Origin of the sequence: Leifsonia aquatica H1aii, assembly GCF_000633535.1 — a bacterium.
Lineage (GTDB): Bacteria > Actinomycetota > Actinomycetes > Actinomycetales > Microbacteriaceae > Leifsonia > Leifsonia aquatica_A.
In genome coordinates this window covers 104,001-117,909 of record NZ_AYMR01000018.1, presented here as the reverse complement: position 1 = coordinate 117,909, position 13,909 = coordinate 104,001, and the positions used below count along the sequence as shown (strand labels likewise).

The window sequence follows — 13,909 nt, the reverse complement described above, 5'->3', positions numbered from 1 at the left end:
GATAGGCACGGCGCGTCGCCGTCGATCTGTCAGGGGATGTGCTCAAAACTATCGCGAATCGTCCGCACCGCTCGACCCGCTCCGTCGATCTGCCGCCGCGCGCGAGCGTTTCCGGGTATTCTGCGGATGTGCCGACCCGTCCCGACCGAACCGCCCCCGAGCGCGACTCCGACGCCCTCGACAGCAGCCTCGTCCGCGCCCTGCAGGCCGACGGCCGCGCCAGCATCCACGAGCTCGCCCGCACCCTCGGCGTCTCCCGCGAACTCGTCTCCCGCCGGCTCGGGACGCTGATCGGGAGAGATGGTCTCCGCGTCGTCGCCGCCCTCGACCCCGGGTTCGCCGGCCTCAACGTGCTGATCCACGGCATGGTCGCCGTCGACGGCCGCGCCCGCCCCGTCGCCGAGCGGATCGCCGACCTCCCCGACACGGTGTTCGTCTCGCTGGTCAGCGGCTCCTCCCCCATCGTCTTCGAGTCCCGCCACGGCGACACCGACGAGCTGCACGCCACCCTGACCGCCATCCGCGACATCCCCGGCGTCCGCGGCCTGCGGGTCAGCACCTACGACGCCCTGCTCAAGGAGTTCATCACCGCCGCCTCCGTCACGTCCGTGAAGCTGGACCGCCTCGACCACGACCTCATCGCCGTGCTGCAGGACGACGGCCGCGCCAGCTACCGCGAACTCGCCGACCGCGTGCGCCTGTCCCCCTCGTCCGCGCGCGCCCGGGTCAAGCGCCTCCTGGACGCCGGGGTCATCCGCATCGCCGCGATCGACGCGGGAGGCCTCTCCCGCAACCGCGTCGCCGTCGGCGTCGGCATCGCCCTGCGCGGCTCGGCCGAGCCCGTGCACCGCTACCTCGTGGACGCGACCGCCGTCGACCTGGCCGCGGACGCGCATGGCGCCTACGACGTGATCGCGACCATCGTCGGCACCACCCGGACCGGCGTGCTGGAGGTCATCGAGGACCTGCGGGCACTGCCCGAGGTCGGAGCGGTGGAGACGTGGGCGCACCTCGACATCATCAAGGAGGACTACACGCGGACGCTGGGGCGGATCGTGCGGGGGTGACGGGGCGCGGCGCTACCGCCCCTGCCGCTTCTTGTACGGCTTCGGCTGCCCCTTGACGGCCGGCGCCCGCCCCTTGCCCTTGGAGGCTTTGGCCTTGCCGCCGGCCGGAACGACCGGCTTCGCGGCCGGTGCGGGCGCCGCCGCGATCTCGTCCTTCGCCGTGGCGAGGAAGAGCGTTCCGGCGTCCGTCAGTCGCGTCTCGGCGGAGTTCCGGACGAACAGCGGCGCCCCCACCTGCTCCTCCAGCTTCGCGATCGACGAGTAGAGCGATGCCAACGGGATGTCGAGGGCCTTCGCCGCGCGCGGGAAGTGCAGCTCCTCGGCCACGGCGACGAAGCGCACGAGCAGGGTGATGTTCACGGGGTCCTCACTCCAGTCGCTCTCCTCACGGGCAGACGCGGACGCTGCGCCCCTCGAACGTGACGACGTCCCCAAGCTGCAGCTGCCTCCCGCGTCGCCGGTCGACCTCGCCGTTCACGGTCACGTAGCCGTCGATGATGGCCTCTTTGACGTCCCCGCCGGAGTCGAGGAGGCCGGCGAACTTCAGGAACTGGCCCAGTCGGATGCCGTCGCCGCCGATGGAGATGTCGTCGATCGGTGCGGGAGTCACCTTCGAAATGCTAGTCCACGATCCAGGGGCCGCTGAGTTGTCCGGTACGGGGCCCGGCCCCAGTGAGTGACCTCGCCCGCGTCGTCACTGGCGGCTCCCGCTCGATGCCGATGGCGCTGCGCAGGGCCGGACGAGGATGATGGACGCATGCCCGCCGCCCACCGCCCCGGCCTTCAGGTCGACGCAGGACTCACGATCCCCGAGTCCGAGCTGTCCTGGCGGTTCTCGCGGTCATCCGGGCCGGGCGGCCAAGGCGTGAACACCGCGGACTCTCGCGCGGAGCTCGTCTGGTATGTGGCGGCCTCCACCGCACTCTCTGCGTCGCAGCGCGAACGCCTCCTCGCGCGTCTCGGCAACCGGATCGCCGACGGAGTCCTGACGATCGCGGCCTCCGAGCACCGCGCCCAGCTGCGCAACAGGGAGGCCGCGCGCGCTCGACTCGCGGAGCTCGTCGCCGACGCGCTCCGCCCACCCGCGCCACCGCGACGCCCGACCAAGCCGAGTCGCGGCGCCACAGAACGCAGGTTGACCGCGAAGAAGCAGCGCACCGACATCAAGAAGCTGCGCCGCCCTCCCCACGACTAGTCCGGAAAGATGGACGGTCACATTCATCAGCGTCGATGAAAGGAACGAGATGAGACCCCTCCGATACGCCATCAACGTCACGCTCGACGGCTGCTGCCACCACGAGGCAGGTCTTCCCCCGGACGAGGAGTCGATGCGCTTCTGGACCACCGAGCTGGAGCGCGCCGACGCCCTTCTCTTCGGCCGCGTCACCTACGACATGATGGAATCCGCCTGGCGACGGCCGCCGTCAGGCGCTTGGCCCGAGTGGATGGATGCGTGGCAGATCCCCTTCGCCGAGGCCATCGACGGCGCCAGGAAGCACGTCGTGTCGAGCACCCTGACCGAGGTCGACTGGAACGCCGAACTCCTCCGAGGCGACGTTGGAGCGGCCGTCCAGCGCCTCAAGAACGAGCCCGGCGAGGGCCTCTTCGTGGGCGGAGTGACGCTCCCCCGCGTGCTGGCAGACCTCGGCCTGATCGACGAATACGTGTTCGTCGTGCAGCCCGTGCTCGCCGGACATGGGCCGACGCTGCTCACCGGGCTGCGGGAGCAGATCCGGCTCGAGCTCGTGGATCGGGAGGAGTTCCAGTCGGGGGTCACGGCGCTGCGGTTTCGGCCAGGTGGGTAGGGGCGGGGCGTGATTGCTCCCGTTGAGGCCGGCGTCACGGCCGGCCTCAACCTCCGACGAGATCGCACACAGTCGCTTGTGGTGGCCATTCGGGGGAATTGTCCGCATTGCACGTCTTCAATACCGTCAATACATGGCCACGCGTACTCCCGCACAACTCTCGCTTGAGCTCGGCGTCGATCAGAAGCGGATTCGCGATGCGCTCCGCGACCTCTACGGGACGCTTGAGGAGGGCATTACTCGCTGGCATCTCACCGAGACGCAGGCCGATGCCATCCGCGCCCGGTTTGGTGGCGAGGCGTCGACCCGAGTTCCCACCTGGACGCTCGAGCCGGGCGACACGGTTCTCCGACGCGAGCTGCACGAGGCACTCGGCGGCAGCCGACAGAGCGGGATCGTGACGCTTCGCGGCTTGCCCGACATCGTGGTCTTCTCGAGCGTCGAAAGTGGTGCCGGATTCGGCTACCACCTCTTTGAGGGCCTACAGCCGGACGGCTCCTTCTCCTATACGGGCGAAGGTCAGCGGGGAGATCAGGTGTTCAAGCGAGGCAACCTGGCTCTCCGCGAGTCCGGTCCCGATGGCCGCCCGATCAGGCTATTCACCGTCTCTGGTACCTCCGCCACCTTTGTCGGAACGTTCGCGACCGGTGATCCGACCTGCTCGATCGAGACTATCCCGGACGTTGAAGGGAACCCGCGCAACGGAATCATCTTCAATCTTGTCCCGGTGGACGCAGACGCGAGCCTTCTGGCTGCTCCGTCCGCGCCGGCAGTGCCAAGCGCGCATGTCACCCGTTGGACGCCCCCAGATGCTGCGGACATTGTTGTGGTCAACGAGGTGCCGGCGTTGCCTAGCGACCGCGTTGTTTCGCGAGTCGAGTTTGAGTTGCAGGCGGATTTCGGCGCCTGGCTGAGAGCCCGCGGGAACGAACCACAGCGGCTTCAGTTGGCGACCTCCGGCACGACGATCGAGCCCGATCTGTACGTCGAGTCGTTGGGATGGATCGTTGAAGCGAAGCGATCTTCAGGCCGCGACTACGTGCGCCACGCGATCGGTCAGGTTCTTGACTACGTTCACGTTGCCGCAGAGGCGGGGATTCAGGCCGAGCCGATGGTGCTGCTGCCGGGCCGGCCCACGGCAGACCTTGTGAGTTTGCTGCACCACCACAAGATCGCAATTGCAGTTCGAGATGGATCGGAGTTCGAAGTCGTCCGGGCATAGGAACAGCGACGGTCAACCTCCGCGGTTGTGAGATGGATGTCACACCCTGTGCGGTCTCGGCGCACCCTTCCGGCGATGACTCCAGACATCGACCGTCTGCCCTTGCTACGGTGAGGCACGTGGCAGACAACACCGTGCGTGATGAGCTCCGTGCTTTCGTAGCAGAGCGAGACTGGGGTCAGTTCCATTCCCCGGACAATCTCGCCAAGAGTGTCGCCATCGAGGCGGGCGAGCTTCTGGAGTGCTTCCAGTGGAGCGGCGAATCCGACCCCGATCGGGTGCGAGACGAACTCGCCGATGTCCTCACCTACTGCTATCTGCTCGCCGATCGGCTCAACCTGGATCCGGACAGAATCGTCCTGGAGAAGCTCGCGCGCACTCGGACCAAATATCCGGCCGACAAGGCGCGTGGTCGAAGCACCAAGTATGACCAGCTTTGACATCGTCCCGCTCCTCCGTACGGACCCGAGCGGCGAGACCGGTGATGCGCGCCTGCACAATTGGCCCGTTGTCTATGTGATGGACGACTCGTCGAGCGTGTACGTCGGTGAGACGCTCAGCGCAACGAGCCGAATGCGCCAACACAACGCCGACCACTCGAAGGATGCGCTGGGCTCCGTTCGCGTGATCCTGCACGACGAGTTCAACAAATCCGTCTGTCTGGATCTGGAGTCTTTCCTGATCCGCATGTTCGCCGGCGACGGGAAGCTCGAGGTCCTCAACCGAAATGAGGGTGTCACTGATGCGCGGTACTTCGACCGCGACCGTTACCAGGCTGACTTCGACCGCATCTTCGAGAACTTGCGCTCGCGCGGACTGTTCGAACGCAGCATTCCGGAGATCGAGAATAGTGACCTGTTCAAGTTCTCGCCGTTCAAGGCGCTGACGACGGACCAAGCTGTCGCGGTCGAGAACATCGTCGAAGGTCTCCTCCACGACTACCGGGTCCCGCGGGGCAAGCCGATCGTCGTCCAGGGCGATCCAGGCACCGGCAAAACGATCGTGGCGATCTACCTCATCAAGCTCCTGCGCGACATCGGAGAGGGTCGCGGCGCCCTCGAGCCGGACGAAGACTCACGATTTTCTGACTTCTTCGTCCCGGAGAACAGCGAGCTCCTGAATCGGAACGAGCCACGAGAAATTCGACCTGCTCGTCGTGGATGAGGCTCATCGGCTGAATCACCGAGCCAATCAGCCCGCCGGCCCGCTCAATGCCCTCTTCCCTCGTATCAACGAGAAATTGTTTGGACGCGACGACGACGCATTCACGCAGTTGGACTGGGTTATCGAGCAGAGTCGTCACCAGCTGCTCCTCATCGATGGCGAGCAGTCCGTTCGTCCATCGGACCTGCCCGCGACTGTGGTGCGCACTGTGGTGAACGACGCAACGAACGGGCACCAGTTCTACCGTCTCCATTCGCAGCTTCGCGTCAAGGCTGGCGACGACTACACCGCCTACGTGCGCAGCGTCCTCCGCGGGGACAAGCCCGATCCTCGAGCATTCGATGGGTACGATCTGCGGTACTTCGACGATCTCGCACAGATGCGCGAGCTCGTGCGCGCTCGCGATGCCGAGGCGGGCCTCTCCCGCTTAGTGGCGGGATACGCGTGGAAGTGGAAGAGCCGCAAGACCCCCGACGCATACGACATCGAACTCGACGGTGTCGCGCTCCGTTGGAACCGTACACAGACCGACTGGATCAACTCGCCCGGTTCGCTGGACGAGGTCGGCTCGATTCACACCGTCCAGGGCTACGACCTGAACTACGCGGGCGTGATCATCGGCCCAGACCTCCGGTATTCACCCGATCGCGGCATCTGGTTCGATCGCAGCAGCTACTTCGATAAGAAGGGAATGGAAGACAACCGGAAGCGAGGCATTCGCTACACGGACGACGACATTCTCGGGTATGTGAAGAACATCTACGGGGTGCTGCTCACGCGCGGAATCCGCGGGACGTACGTGTACGTGTGCGATGACGCGCTGCGCGACTACCTCAAGCGCTACTTCGACAACGACCGCAGGTAGGTAGTGGTTCGCCCGCCGGTATCGGCGGCCTTCGCGAAGAGGGTGAGAACGTCACCGCCGACCAAAACAGCGCCGCCGCAACACGTTTCACGACGCGCACGAGGCTACAACTGCTGGAAGGTCGAGCTGACGATAGCGCCCGCGTCGACAAGTGCCCCTGGAGGGACTCGAAAACTGCGACCACCCTTTAAGCATCGTCCATGTGATGGGTAAATCCGCGGAATTCCGCGCTTCCTGACCGCTTGGCGATGACTGCGATCACATAGGAACTCACCCGATTGCGGGCAAATTGTGGGCAAAAATTGAACATGGCCACCAGTCGGGTTCGAGCGCGCCGGACGGAAAGAACATGCCGATGTCCAGCAAGTATGTTTGGCGCGCCATATTGTCACGCACCTCGATGCGGATCGAACTGCAAATCCGTGCCGCCCAGCGGTTCCCGCCATCATCGTTGCACGCTGACGCTTCCACGCAGGCTGAAAGCGTGACGCTTGTCTTGGGCAAAGTCACAGCTGGCGATATCAAAAGTACAGCGCTCAGCGCTGGTGCATCAGATCTCGGGCTTCGGCGCTCCAGAGTCGTGGAAGGTGCTGCCGTGCCGCAGAGTGTGGTTATTGGCCGCCCAAGCAGCGGTTCGTCGCTCAAGCTCCTCCATAGAGGTGTTGAAAAGAAGACGGTCCTCACCAACCAATGTGAGCGCGCCCCCGCTAGCTCCCACAAGCTGGCGCAATGCCACCTTTGCTTCCGCTTGGGTGGGTTTGGCGCCCATCCGGCCTAGCTCAGGCAAGATCATGTCAAGGCTACGCAGCGCATCCGCGGGCGCATATTGTTCCAGATTGCGCAGACCCACCAGCATTGCCACCGCCAGCTTCCGCGGTGCAAGTGCAGGGTCCGCCAGTAGGCGGTCAATGGCGGCCGCCACGTCTTCGGGGGCAAACTGGGTCAGGACAATTTCCATAACCGCTTTCGCCGTTATGTCGTGAGTCGTGAGTCGTGAGCGACGTTACCACTGTGGCGAGCTGATCAATTGTCCAACAACTTACCTTGGCACTTCGCGCTCGCTGCGCCGCCTGCGCGTCCTCGCCACGAGAAGCCCCGGGATAGCTCGGGGCCACAAGTAGACATCCGTGAGCTCCCTCGGCGCGCATGTGTTGTTCTAACCCCGCAAAGTCCAATGCGCTGAGGCTGGGCACGTCAGCACTCGACTTGGCTTCCAAGGTGATCTTGCGTTCTCCATTCGGATAGTCGTGGAATCGGGCGACGCCGTCGGCTCTATCGGCGTTCCCGATGTGTTTGGCTACGAATCCGAGGGCCCTGGCTGCGACCACGAGCGCAATCTCTAGATCACGATCTTTGGCGCTGGAATCGCGAAGCAACGCTGCTATCGCCGACGGAGAATTCACGTGCTCCCGAGCAAGGCTCCTCAGAAGTCCATCCCGCCGTTCTAGTACCTCTCCAACGAGGTGGGGGGCTAGGCCAGCCTCGCGAAGGTAAACCTCTAGCAGCGCTTCGGCAACCGCCACGTCGTAAAGAAGTTCGCGAGCCGCGTGATTGTCCTTGAAGGCGAGCGCGAGTTCGTGATCGGCGTTGACAACGATTGACCGGTTCTCCGGTGTGAACTCCACCAATCTTCCCGTGCGCTCTCTCTCTTCCAGCCTGAAAACGAACGGATCTCGAGACTCAACGCTGTATAGCTCAGCTGCTATCGACGACAAACGTTCCGCCGGCGGCCCATTCAGGTAGAACCAACTATCATCTGCGTCGGAGCCCCCTGGAGGGGTCTCGGCATCCTGGCCAAGAATCAGCAGTGCGTCAGCGACAGGGCGTTCTACGTATCGTGGGTAGACGTACTGACGCTGATCTTCTCGCTTCGTATCCTGCTTGAACCGTGCCTTGATCGCGTCGTCGTATCGGACCCGGGCCTCGTTGAAAAGCTCAACTAATACGTCCTGCAGCACAAGCACACGTTCGCTCGCGCCCGCGCTTTCTCGGGGAGCGGTCAGGTCCTCATCTAGGTCGTCTACTTCAAGCTGCGCTCGAAACCGATTGAATACCTCATAGGTGAGAGGCGTGACGCCGAAGAGCGGATCATCCTCGGCAATTAGCCGGCCGCGAACCCGCACGAAGAAGCCGTGTGATCGTGTCAGATCGCTGCTCTTGCCTCCGTAAATCGTCTCCTCAGCAACCACGACTTCCCCCGTTACACCAGAGGGCAGGATCGCACAGGTCAGCACTGGCGACCCGTCGGTTTCGCTAGAGATGACCGACCATTTAAGACCAGTTCGAGCTTCGAGCCTGCTCAGGCGTTCAGGCGGCAGGTCCGTGACTGCGAAGCGAACGACTGGATTCGCGATCGCCTCTTCCTTGCTGGAAGCAACGCGGTCTCCATTCAAGTGCAGGCGAAAATCCCCCAGGGGCATGGCCGTGCTCAGAACCCACCGCAGCCTGCCAACCGAGAGCTTTGCAACCTGCGGTTTGAACTCCTCGAGCAGGACGAGGGTCCAATGCTGATCGCCTGTGAGGGTATCGCCGATCGCTAGCCCGTTCGCTTCACATACCTGAACGATGACCGGCTGATTCTCTAACTGCTGCGTCGTGATCCGCCGTACCGCGAGTGAAACTGGCTCGTCGGAGTCTGATCCTGCTTCCGACTGAAAGGCACGATACGAAAGCGAGACTGAGAGTATTTGGCCATTGCCGGTCGACGTGATGTAAGTGACACGTGACGCGAGCGCATACGTTGCGAGCTTACCGATGCCGAACTTACCGATTTGTCGGCGTCGACGGATTCTCTCAACGACCTGCTCGCGCTTTGAGGAGGCCCCGACTCGCCACAGATCGGTTAGACCTTCCTCATCCATACCCGCGCCGTTATCAAAAACGGCGATGACGGGGAGCTCTTCGACTTCCGTGCCGGGCGAAGCTGCCGGGACGACCACCCAGCAGTCAGTAGCATCCGCGTCGAACGAGTTAACTACCAATTCCTCGATAGCTTTGGATGCCGAGGTGTAGAGCTGCTCGCTCAGGAGCGTTATCAACTCTCGCGAGAGCCTGACCTTGATATCTTCGGCCGGCTCGCCAACGAGCTCGAGCGCTTGACCGACGGTCGCAGGTGCCCCCATGTCATTCACGGAAGGAGCCTACCGAAACCAGTCCGTTCTCGTGTTCACAGTGGTCGAGCTGCATGTCGTAACTCAAGCACACTGCGATCAGCTCACGAAGATTCGCTCTGCTTTGACGCACATCGCGAATTCGCCTCGTGCGGTCTTGAAATTCTGACGCGGCGTCTCATCGGATCGCCGTCGCCTGCTCGACGATGTCGGCGGTCCTCCATAAACTAAGTGGTGAACACGACACCGGAATGAGGCTCCATGACGTCGCCGACCGCATTTGGTCCCGCTAGCGAACCCGCCGAGGTCACCGGACGACGGAAGCTTGGCCTGGTCACTACCAGCTCGCTTGAATCGTGGAGCGATCATCTCGCCGCGCCTATATCAAGGATCGTCACAGGCGACGCTCGGCATACGGGCCTGGCCGATGATTCGGTGGATCTCATCGTCACGTCCCCGCCTTACTGGGCAAAGCGTGACTACGGGCACGACGACCAGATCGGATGGGAAGCCTCCCCGTTCGCATACATCGCCGCCATCATGGATTGTCTTGATGAATGGAAGCGCGTTCTACGCAGGACCGGCTCCATCTTTCTCAACGTCGGCGACACCTATCACAAGCACTCCCTGGCCGGGATTCCCGCTGGTATCGAGTATGAGGCCATCAAGCGAGGATGGAGGGTCCGCAATCGCATCATCTGGGCGAAAACCAAGGGGATGCCTGATCCCGCTAAGGACCGGCTAGTCAACCGACACGAGTACATCATTCATTTGACCACTCGCGAGAACTATTACTACGACCTTCACGGCTACTCGGAGCGGTACGGTAACGGATCAAATCCGGGCGACGTTTGGACTATAAACCCCGAGCGAAACATGGGCCGTCACCTTGCGCCATTCCCGCGCGAAATCGTAAGCAGAGCTATAGCGCTCGGCGCTCCACCGCAGGTGTGCGGTGAATGCGGAATGCCTCGCCGGCGGGTAGTCGAGCGAACTGCGGAATTGGACGAAAGCCGGCCGCAGGCGAAGCGGGCGATGGAACTTGCTAAAGAACACGGGCTAACCCCGGCTCACATCCGCGCCATCCAAGCCACCGGAGTGTCTGACGCGGGCAAAGCGCTGCGCGTTCAGAACGGAACGGGTAGGAATTCGACAGAGGTTCAACGACTAGCGGCCGAAGCGAAGGCGGCCCTCGGGGGTTACTTTCGAGAGTTCACCTTTGCGAAGAAGCGCACGGTCGGCTGGACAGACTGTGGCCACGGGTCTCCGGCGCGTGGAGTAGTCCTGGACCCCTTCATGGGAACGGGCACCACGCTCAAGGTAGCCGTCGACATGGGCTATGACGCCGTAGGGGTAGACCTCGTTCCGCTGATGGATGAGCCGGACATCACCGCAAGACAGGATTAAGTCCAGCCAACGTCGCAAGAACATCCGCCATCTCTTCCAACCGCGCGTCGAGCGTGTCATCACTTGACAGATCGAGGCGAAAGTCAAACACATCGATCGATCGAACTCGACCGATGTAGACCAGTCCCTTCTCGCCAGCCAGCCAGGGATGAATAAGCACCGTAAACTGCAATCCATAACGGAGCGCATAGGTTACCGCTTGCTCAACTTCGCCGCGTTCGGGGAGGTCCGAACGCAGCGCGTGCACAGTGTTTCTTACTTCCGCTACCAACACGAAGTTCCCGTCTAATGTGCGGAAAACGATGTCCGGCTGAGCGCGACCGGAGTTCGAGCTCGCGACGGCCGTCATCGGTCTGCCAAGCGGGGACGGAAGCTGCGCGGGGACGTCATAGAGATCAACGAATCCGTCAGTGTTGCCGTCAAGAACTTCGATGGGGGACCCAAGCCGTTCATATCGTCGGGCAAGGCTAACCCGTGCGAACTTTTCGAACAGCTTGTTGGTGTCAATAAGCAGCGAGTCCAGCTGAACATCGCTTCCCCCCAGCTCCAAGGCAATGTTCTTACCAGTCAGCATGAGCAAGCAAAGGTCAAGAAGTCGCCTGTAGTAGTAGCGCGAGTCGGGAACTGCGATCAGGTCGCGCACGTACGGGTCGTCCAGGAAGTGCTGGCTAGGGTCGTCCGAAACGTCATCGAAAACATGCATGTAGCCGGCGAGACGTGCAACCTTTGCGCGATCCCCCTTCCGCGGCTTTTGACGCTCTTGAGAGAGGTGAGCTAGTGCCATCTCCAAGGCAGCCTTGACGCATCGGTTGGCTGGAGTGTCAATGGTCCTCTCTGCCCACGAGTAGGCCGCGCTGTTCCGGATACCTCGCGCAGCGAAGCGCTGCATTGTCGGGCCCATTTCGATTCGCCCATGAGGTACGAAGCCCTCGTCCTCGCGAGTAGTGTACGAGCGCAAGAGGCCGAGATCGAGGACTTCACCGACGCGCTCGATCAGGGCTTCGGTGTAGATGTCCATCGCCCAATCGTCAACTGATCCCCTACCCGAATAGCCACGAGCGAACGCCGTCAGAGGAAGGACGCTGTGATCCGTGTCCCGGACCATTCGCGTGAGATTGGCCAGCGGGACTCGAGGTCGTACTTTGACGACGACCCAATCGTTGATTGGAATCACACCTACGAACGACGTCGCCTGGAGACGTAGCCGGCCGTTCTGGAAGCTCGCGCGAAGCACGTCCTTCCCGTCGATCTCAGAATTGAAGATCGTGCTATGTGCTTGACTCACCCACAAGCTGGTATCGACGTCGATCGTCTCGTACTCTTCGCATTCGACTACGAGTGCTTCGCTCCTAGACACCGTCACGCGGCACCTGCGGGCTTTCCCCGGGCTCGCTTCCCGCATCCCCCGGCGGCAACTCAAAGATGTGGGACCATGCTGTTTCAACATCCGCGAGCGTGTTCAAGTCGCGACGGAACGCGCGATGAACAAGGTACTTCAGTTGGTAATCCCACACGTCGCGAAGAGAGTCCTCGTCGGTCACCGAATAGAAGTATGCATGTCCCACAGCGGCTGTAGGGTTCTTCGCCGCGTGCCCTCGCATCTTGTCAAACCAAGCGATCAAGCGTATTTTCAGCCACTCGGCCACCGCGTTCTGGGTCAAAACATCGTAGAGAAGACTGCGGTCTGGGTCCATTCCAACCTTCGCGAAGCGGCGTTCGAAAGCTGCATCCACCTCATCCACCCCGCGGTCGAAGGGATTCATCGTCGCGAGGATGATCAGATTGGAAGGTATCTTGATCTCTTCCCCATTCGCGATACGAAACGGAAGTTCTCTCTTCGAGCGCTCAATGTACGTGAGGGCTTCCCCGAAAACTCGACCGACATCCGCCCTGGATAGCTCGTCAATGACCAAGACATACGGACGCTCTGGGTCCTCGGTTGCGGCGCGAGTGAGCTCCAGGAATGGACCCGACTTTTGCTCAAAGCCATCCTCAGTCGGAGCGTAACCGAGCATGAAGTCTTCATATCGATAGCTTGCGTGGAACTGTACAAACCGCAGTCGGGCGCTGTCCCCGCCCACGATGATTTGAGCTGCGGCCGCAGCGTAATAGGACTTCGACGTGCCGGGAGGCCCGGACATGATGACGCCCCCGAAGAGGGAGGCAAGGCGCACAATCTCAAGGATCCGAGGATCGCTGGAACTAAGCTCCGAAGCGTCTGGGGCCGACGTGGCACGGTTGGTTTCGGCCGCCGCTTTGGCGCCGATACCGAGTTCGTCAGCCGTCAAGGTGCGCACGTTAGGGACTAGAGACTCAAGCACGAAATTCCTCGTTGCTCTCTAAGTCCTCGACATAAGTCTGTGCGGGGACTCGCTCAAACCAACTGAACTCGGTCGAAGGAATCTCCACCGCGAACAGTGACGCGAATTCGCTGTCCGAGTCATCAGGGAAGTCAAAGGCGCGGCGAACGCCCATGACTAGGTCATCGACGGTCGGGTCACCGTCGATTGCAAACCCGAAATTGCGAAGGAAGTATGCACCGAAGGCGATGGCTGAAATAGGGACACCGTCAAGGAGTCTCATACGAGCGAGTTCAACACTGTCATCGGGCATCACATAATTGGTGCCATCGCTCAACCATCGGGCTGGATCCTGGCGGTAGATGGACGTTTGCGACCACATTCCCGCAAGGTTCTCTCCACGCCAAAAGGTTGGCAAGGGACGCCTTTTGATGCCTCGAGTGACGAACGGCAAATAGTGTGGCTTGCCAGGCGCGCCGGGCATTCTGAGGAGCGGTTTGACGTCTTCGACGGTTGCCTCCTCTAGGAGTCCGGCTCTCGCCTGTCGGCGTAGGTACAGGTACATAACAAACGCCGGGTTGATTGTCCTCGAGGCAAACGTTTGGATGCCCCAACGGACAGCAGGAATGGTCAGGACATGTGTCGGCTGCGACTCGCTCTCGGGCACGAAGCCAGCGTAGTGAAGTCAACAAGCCGCTAGCCCGTCGCCACACCGTGCTGGATCGCAGGGGAGTTTGCGGCCGCCAGCTGGCTTCGCCGCGGATTGTCTCTGGCGGTGCCTTGGGACGTCTGCGCAGCGCTCGGTGAGCGTGCGATCCGCAACATCAGTTGGAGGCTGTCTGAACGAGCGTGGAAGCTAGACCTACCATGCACCGAGCTTGTAGCTCGCGAAGGACCGGAGGCGAAAACAAATGGAGAATGAAGAGCGAGAAGGTCCAACGACTTCTCAAGAGACACCAACATCGATCT

16 protein-coding genes are annotated in these 13,909 nt (G+C 62.0%); 8 read left to right on the top strand and 8 right to left on the bottom strand.

The features are described 5' to 3' along the window. Positions 1 to 128: 128 nt before the first annotated feature. Entirely contained in the window at positions 129 to 1,067 is a 939-nt protein-coding gene (locus U870_RS0116455; protein ID WP_025158474.1) for an Lrp/AsnC family transcriptional regulator, read from the top strand. Positions 1,068 to 1,079: 12 nt separating this feature from the next. On the opposite strand, the gene U870_RS0116450 is transcribed toward U870_RS0116455, so the two are convergent. Together U870_RS0116450 and U870_RS0116445 are read right to left on the bottom strand one after the other, a co-directional pair. Continuing rightward, positions 1,080 to 1,427, bottom strand: coding sequence for a LysR family transcriptional regulator (locus tag U870_RS0116450; protein WP_025158473.1), 348 nt, complete (start codon positions 1,425 to 1,427; stop codon positions 1,080 to 1,082). Positions 1,428 to 1,452: 25 nt separating this feature from the next. Next, positions 1,453 to 1,677 carry an RNA-binding S4 domain-containing protein gene (locus U870_RS0116445; RefSeq protein ID WP_025158472.1) on the bottom strand — a complete coding sequence of 75 codons (225 nt, stop codon included), beginning with the start codon at positions 1,675 to 1,677 and terminating at the stop codon, positions 1,453 to 1,455. Positions 1,678 to 1,824: 147 nt separating this feature from the next. Here U870_RS0116445 and arfB point away from each other — a divergent pair, with 147 nt between their 5' ends. From arfB to U870_RS24905, 6 genes are all read left to right on the top strand, one after another. Continuing rightward, positions 1,825 to 2,262 (top strand): alternative ribosome rescue aminoacyl-tRNA hydrolase ArfB, encoded by a 438-nt coding sequence (arfB, locus tag U870_RS0116440; protein ID WP_025158471.1) that lies wholly within the window; start codon positions 1,825 to 1,827, stop codon positions 2,260 to 2,262. Positions 2,263 to 2,311: 49 nt separating this feature from the next. Continuing rightward, on the top strand, positions 2,312 to 2,872 hold the full coding sequence (locus tag U870_RS0116435) for a dihydrofolate reductase family protein (RefSeq protein ID WP_025158470.1): 561 nt from the start codon (positions 2,312 to 2,314) through the stop codon (positions 2,870 to 2,872). Positions 2,873 to 3,005: 133 nt separating this feature from the next. Then, positions 3,006 to 4,094, top strand: coding sequence for a hypothetical protein (locus tag U870_RS0116430; protein ID WP_025158469.1), 1,089 nt, complete (start codon positions 3,006 to 3,008; stop codon positions 4,092 to 4,094). 119 nt (positions 4,095 to 4,213) lie between these two features. Continuing rightward, positions 4,214 to 4,534: a nucleotide pyrophosphohydrolase gene (locus U870_RS0116425; RefSeq protein ID WP_025158468.1), complete on the top strand. Its 321-nt coding sequence runs from the start codon at positions 4,214 to 4,216 to the stop codon at positions 4,532 to 4,534. After that, entirely contained in the window at positions 4,521 to 5,258 is a 738-nt protein-coding gene (locus U870_RS24910; protein ID WP_240183734.1) for a GIY-YIG nuclease family protein, read from the top strand. Before U870_RS0116425 ends, U870_RS24910 begins: the two co-directional genes overlap by 14 nt. Further along, positions 5,251 to 6,123: a DNA/RNA helicase domain-containing protein gene (locus U870_RS24905; RefSeq protein ID WP_240183733.1), complete on the top strand. Its 873-nt coding sequence runs from the start codon at positions 5,251 to 5,253 to the stop codon at positions 6,121 to 6,123. Before U870_RS24910 ends, U870_RS24905 begins: the two co-directional genes overlap by 8 nt. Positions 6,124 to 6,393: 270 nt before the next feature. Here U870_RS24905 and U870_RS24440 read toward each other — a convergent pair whose 3' ends face one another. Genes U870_RS24440 through U870_RS23735 form a run of 3 tightly spaced genes read right to left on the bottom strand, consistent with a single transcriptional unit; the run spans position 6,394 to position 9,245 of the window. Further along, on the bottom strand, positions 6,394 to 6,633 hold the full coding sequence (locus tag U870_RS24440) for a hypothetical protein (RefSeq protein ID WP_162819170.1): 240 nt from the start codon (positions 6,631 to 6,633) through the stop codon (positions 6,394 to 6,396). 40 nt (positions 6,634 to 6,673) lie between these two features. Then, entirely contained in the window at positions 6,674 to 7,081 is a 408-nt protein-coding gene (locus U870_RS24435) for a hypothetical protein (protein WP_025158467.1), read from the bottom strand. Continuing rightward, positions 7,029 to 9,245 carry an ATP-binding protein gene (locus U870_RS23735; protein WP_081815327.1) on the bottom strand — a complete coding sequence of 739 codons (2,217 nt, stop codon included), beginning with the start codon at positions 9,243 to 9,245 and terminating at the stop codon, positions 7,029 to 7,031. Before U870_RS23735 ends, U870_RS24435 begins: the two co-directional genes overlap by 53 nt. 249 nt (positions 9,246 to 9,494) lie before the next feature. Between U870_RS23735 and U870_RS23730 the strand changes: the two genes are divergently transcribed. After that, positions 9,495 to 10,640, top strand: coding sequence for a DNA-methyltransferase (locus tag U870_RS23730; protein ID WP_081815326.1), 1,146 nt, complete (start codon positions 9,495 to 9,497; stop codon positions 10,638 to 10,640). Here the strand turns inward: U870_RS23730 and U870_RS0116415 are convergent. Genes U870_RS0116415 through U870_RS24430 form a run of 3 tightly spaced genes read right to left on the bottom strand, consistent with a single transcriptional unit; the run spans position 10,621 to position 13,607 of the window. Continuing rightward, a complete protein-coding gene (locus U870_RS0116415) occupies positions 10,621 to 12,042 on the bottom strand; it encodes an McrC family protein (protein WP_240183732.1) in 1,422 nt (473 codons plus the stop codon). The two genes, U870_RS23730 and U870_RS0116415, sit on opposite strands and share 20 nt — an antisense overlap. Then, entirely contained in the window at positions 11,990 to 12,937 is a 948-nt protein-coding gene (locus U870_RS0116410) for an McrB family protein (RefSeq protein WP_240183731.1), read from the bottom strand. The genes U870_RS0116415 and U870_RS0116410 overlap by 53 nt, the downstream gene beginning before the upstream one ends. 16 nt (positions 12,938 to 12,953) lie before the next feature. Further along, positions 12,954 to 13,607 (bottom strand): hypothetical protein, encoded by a 654-nt coding sequence (locus U870_RS24430; RefSeq protein ID WP_162819168.1) that lies wholly within the window; start codon positions 13,605 to 13,607, stop codon positions 12,954 to 12,956. Positions 13,608 to 13,909 lie beyond the last annotated feature (302 nt).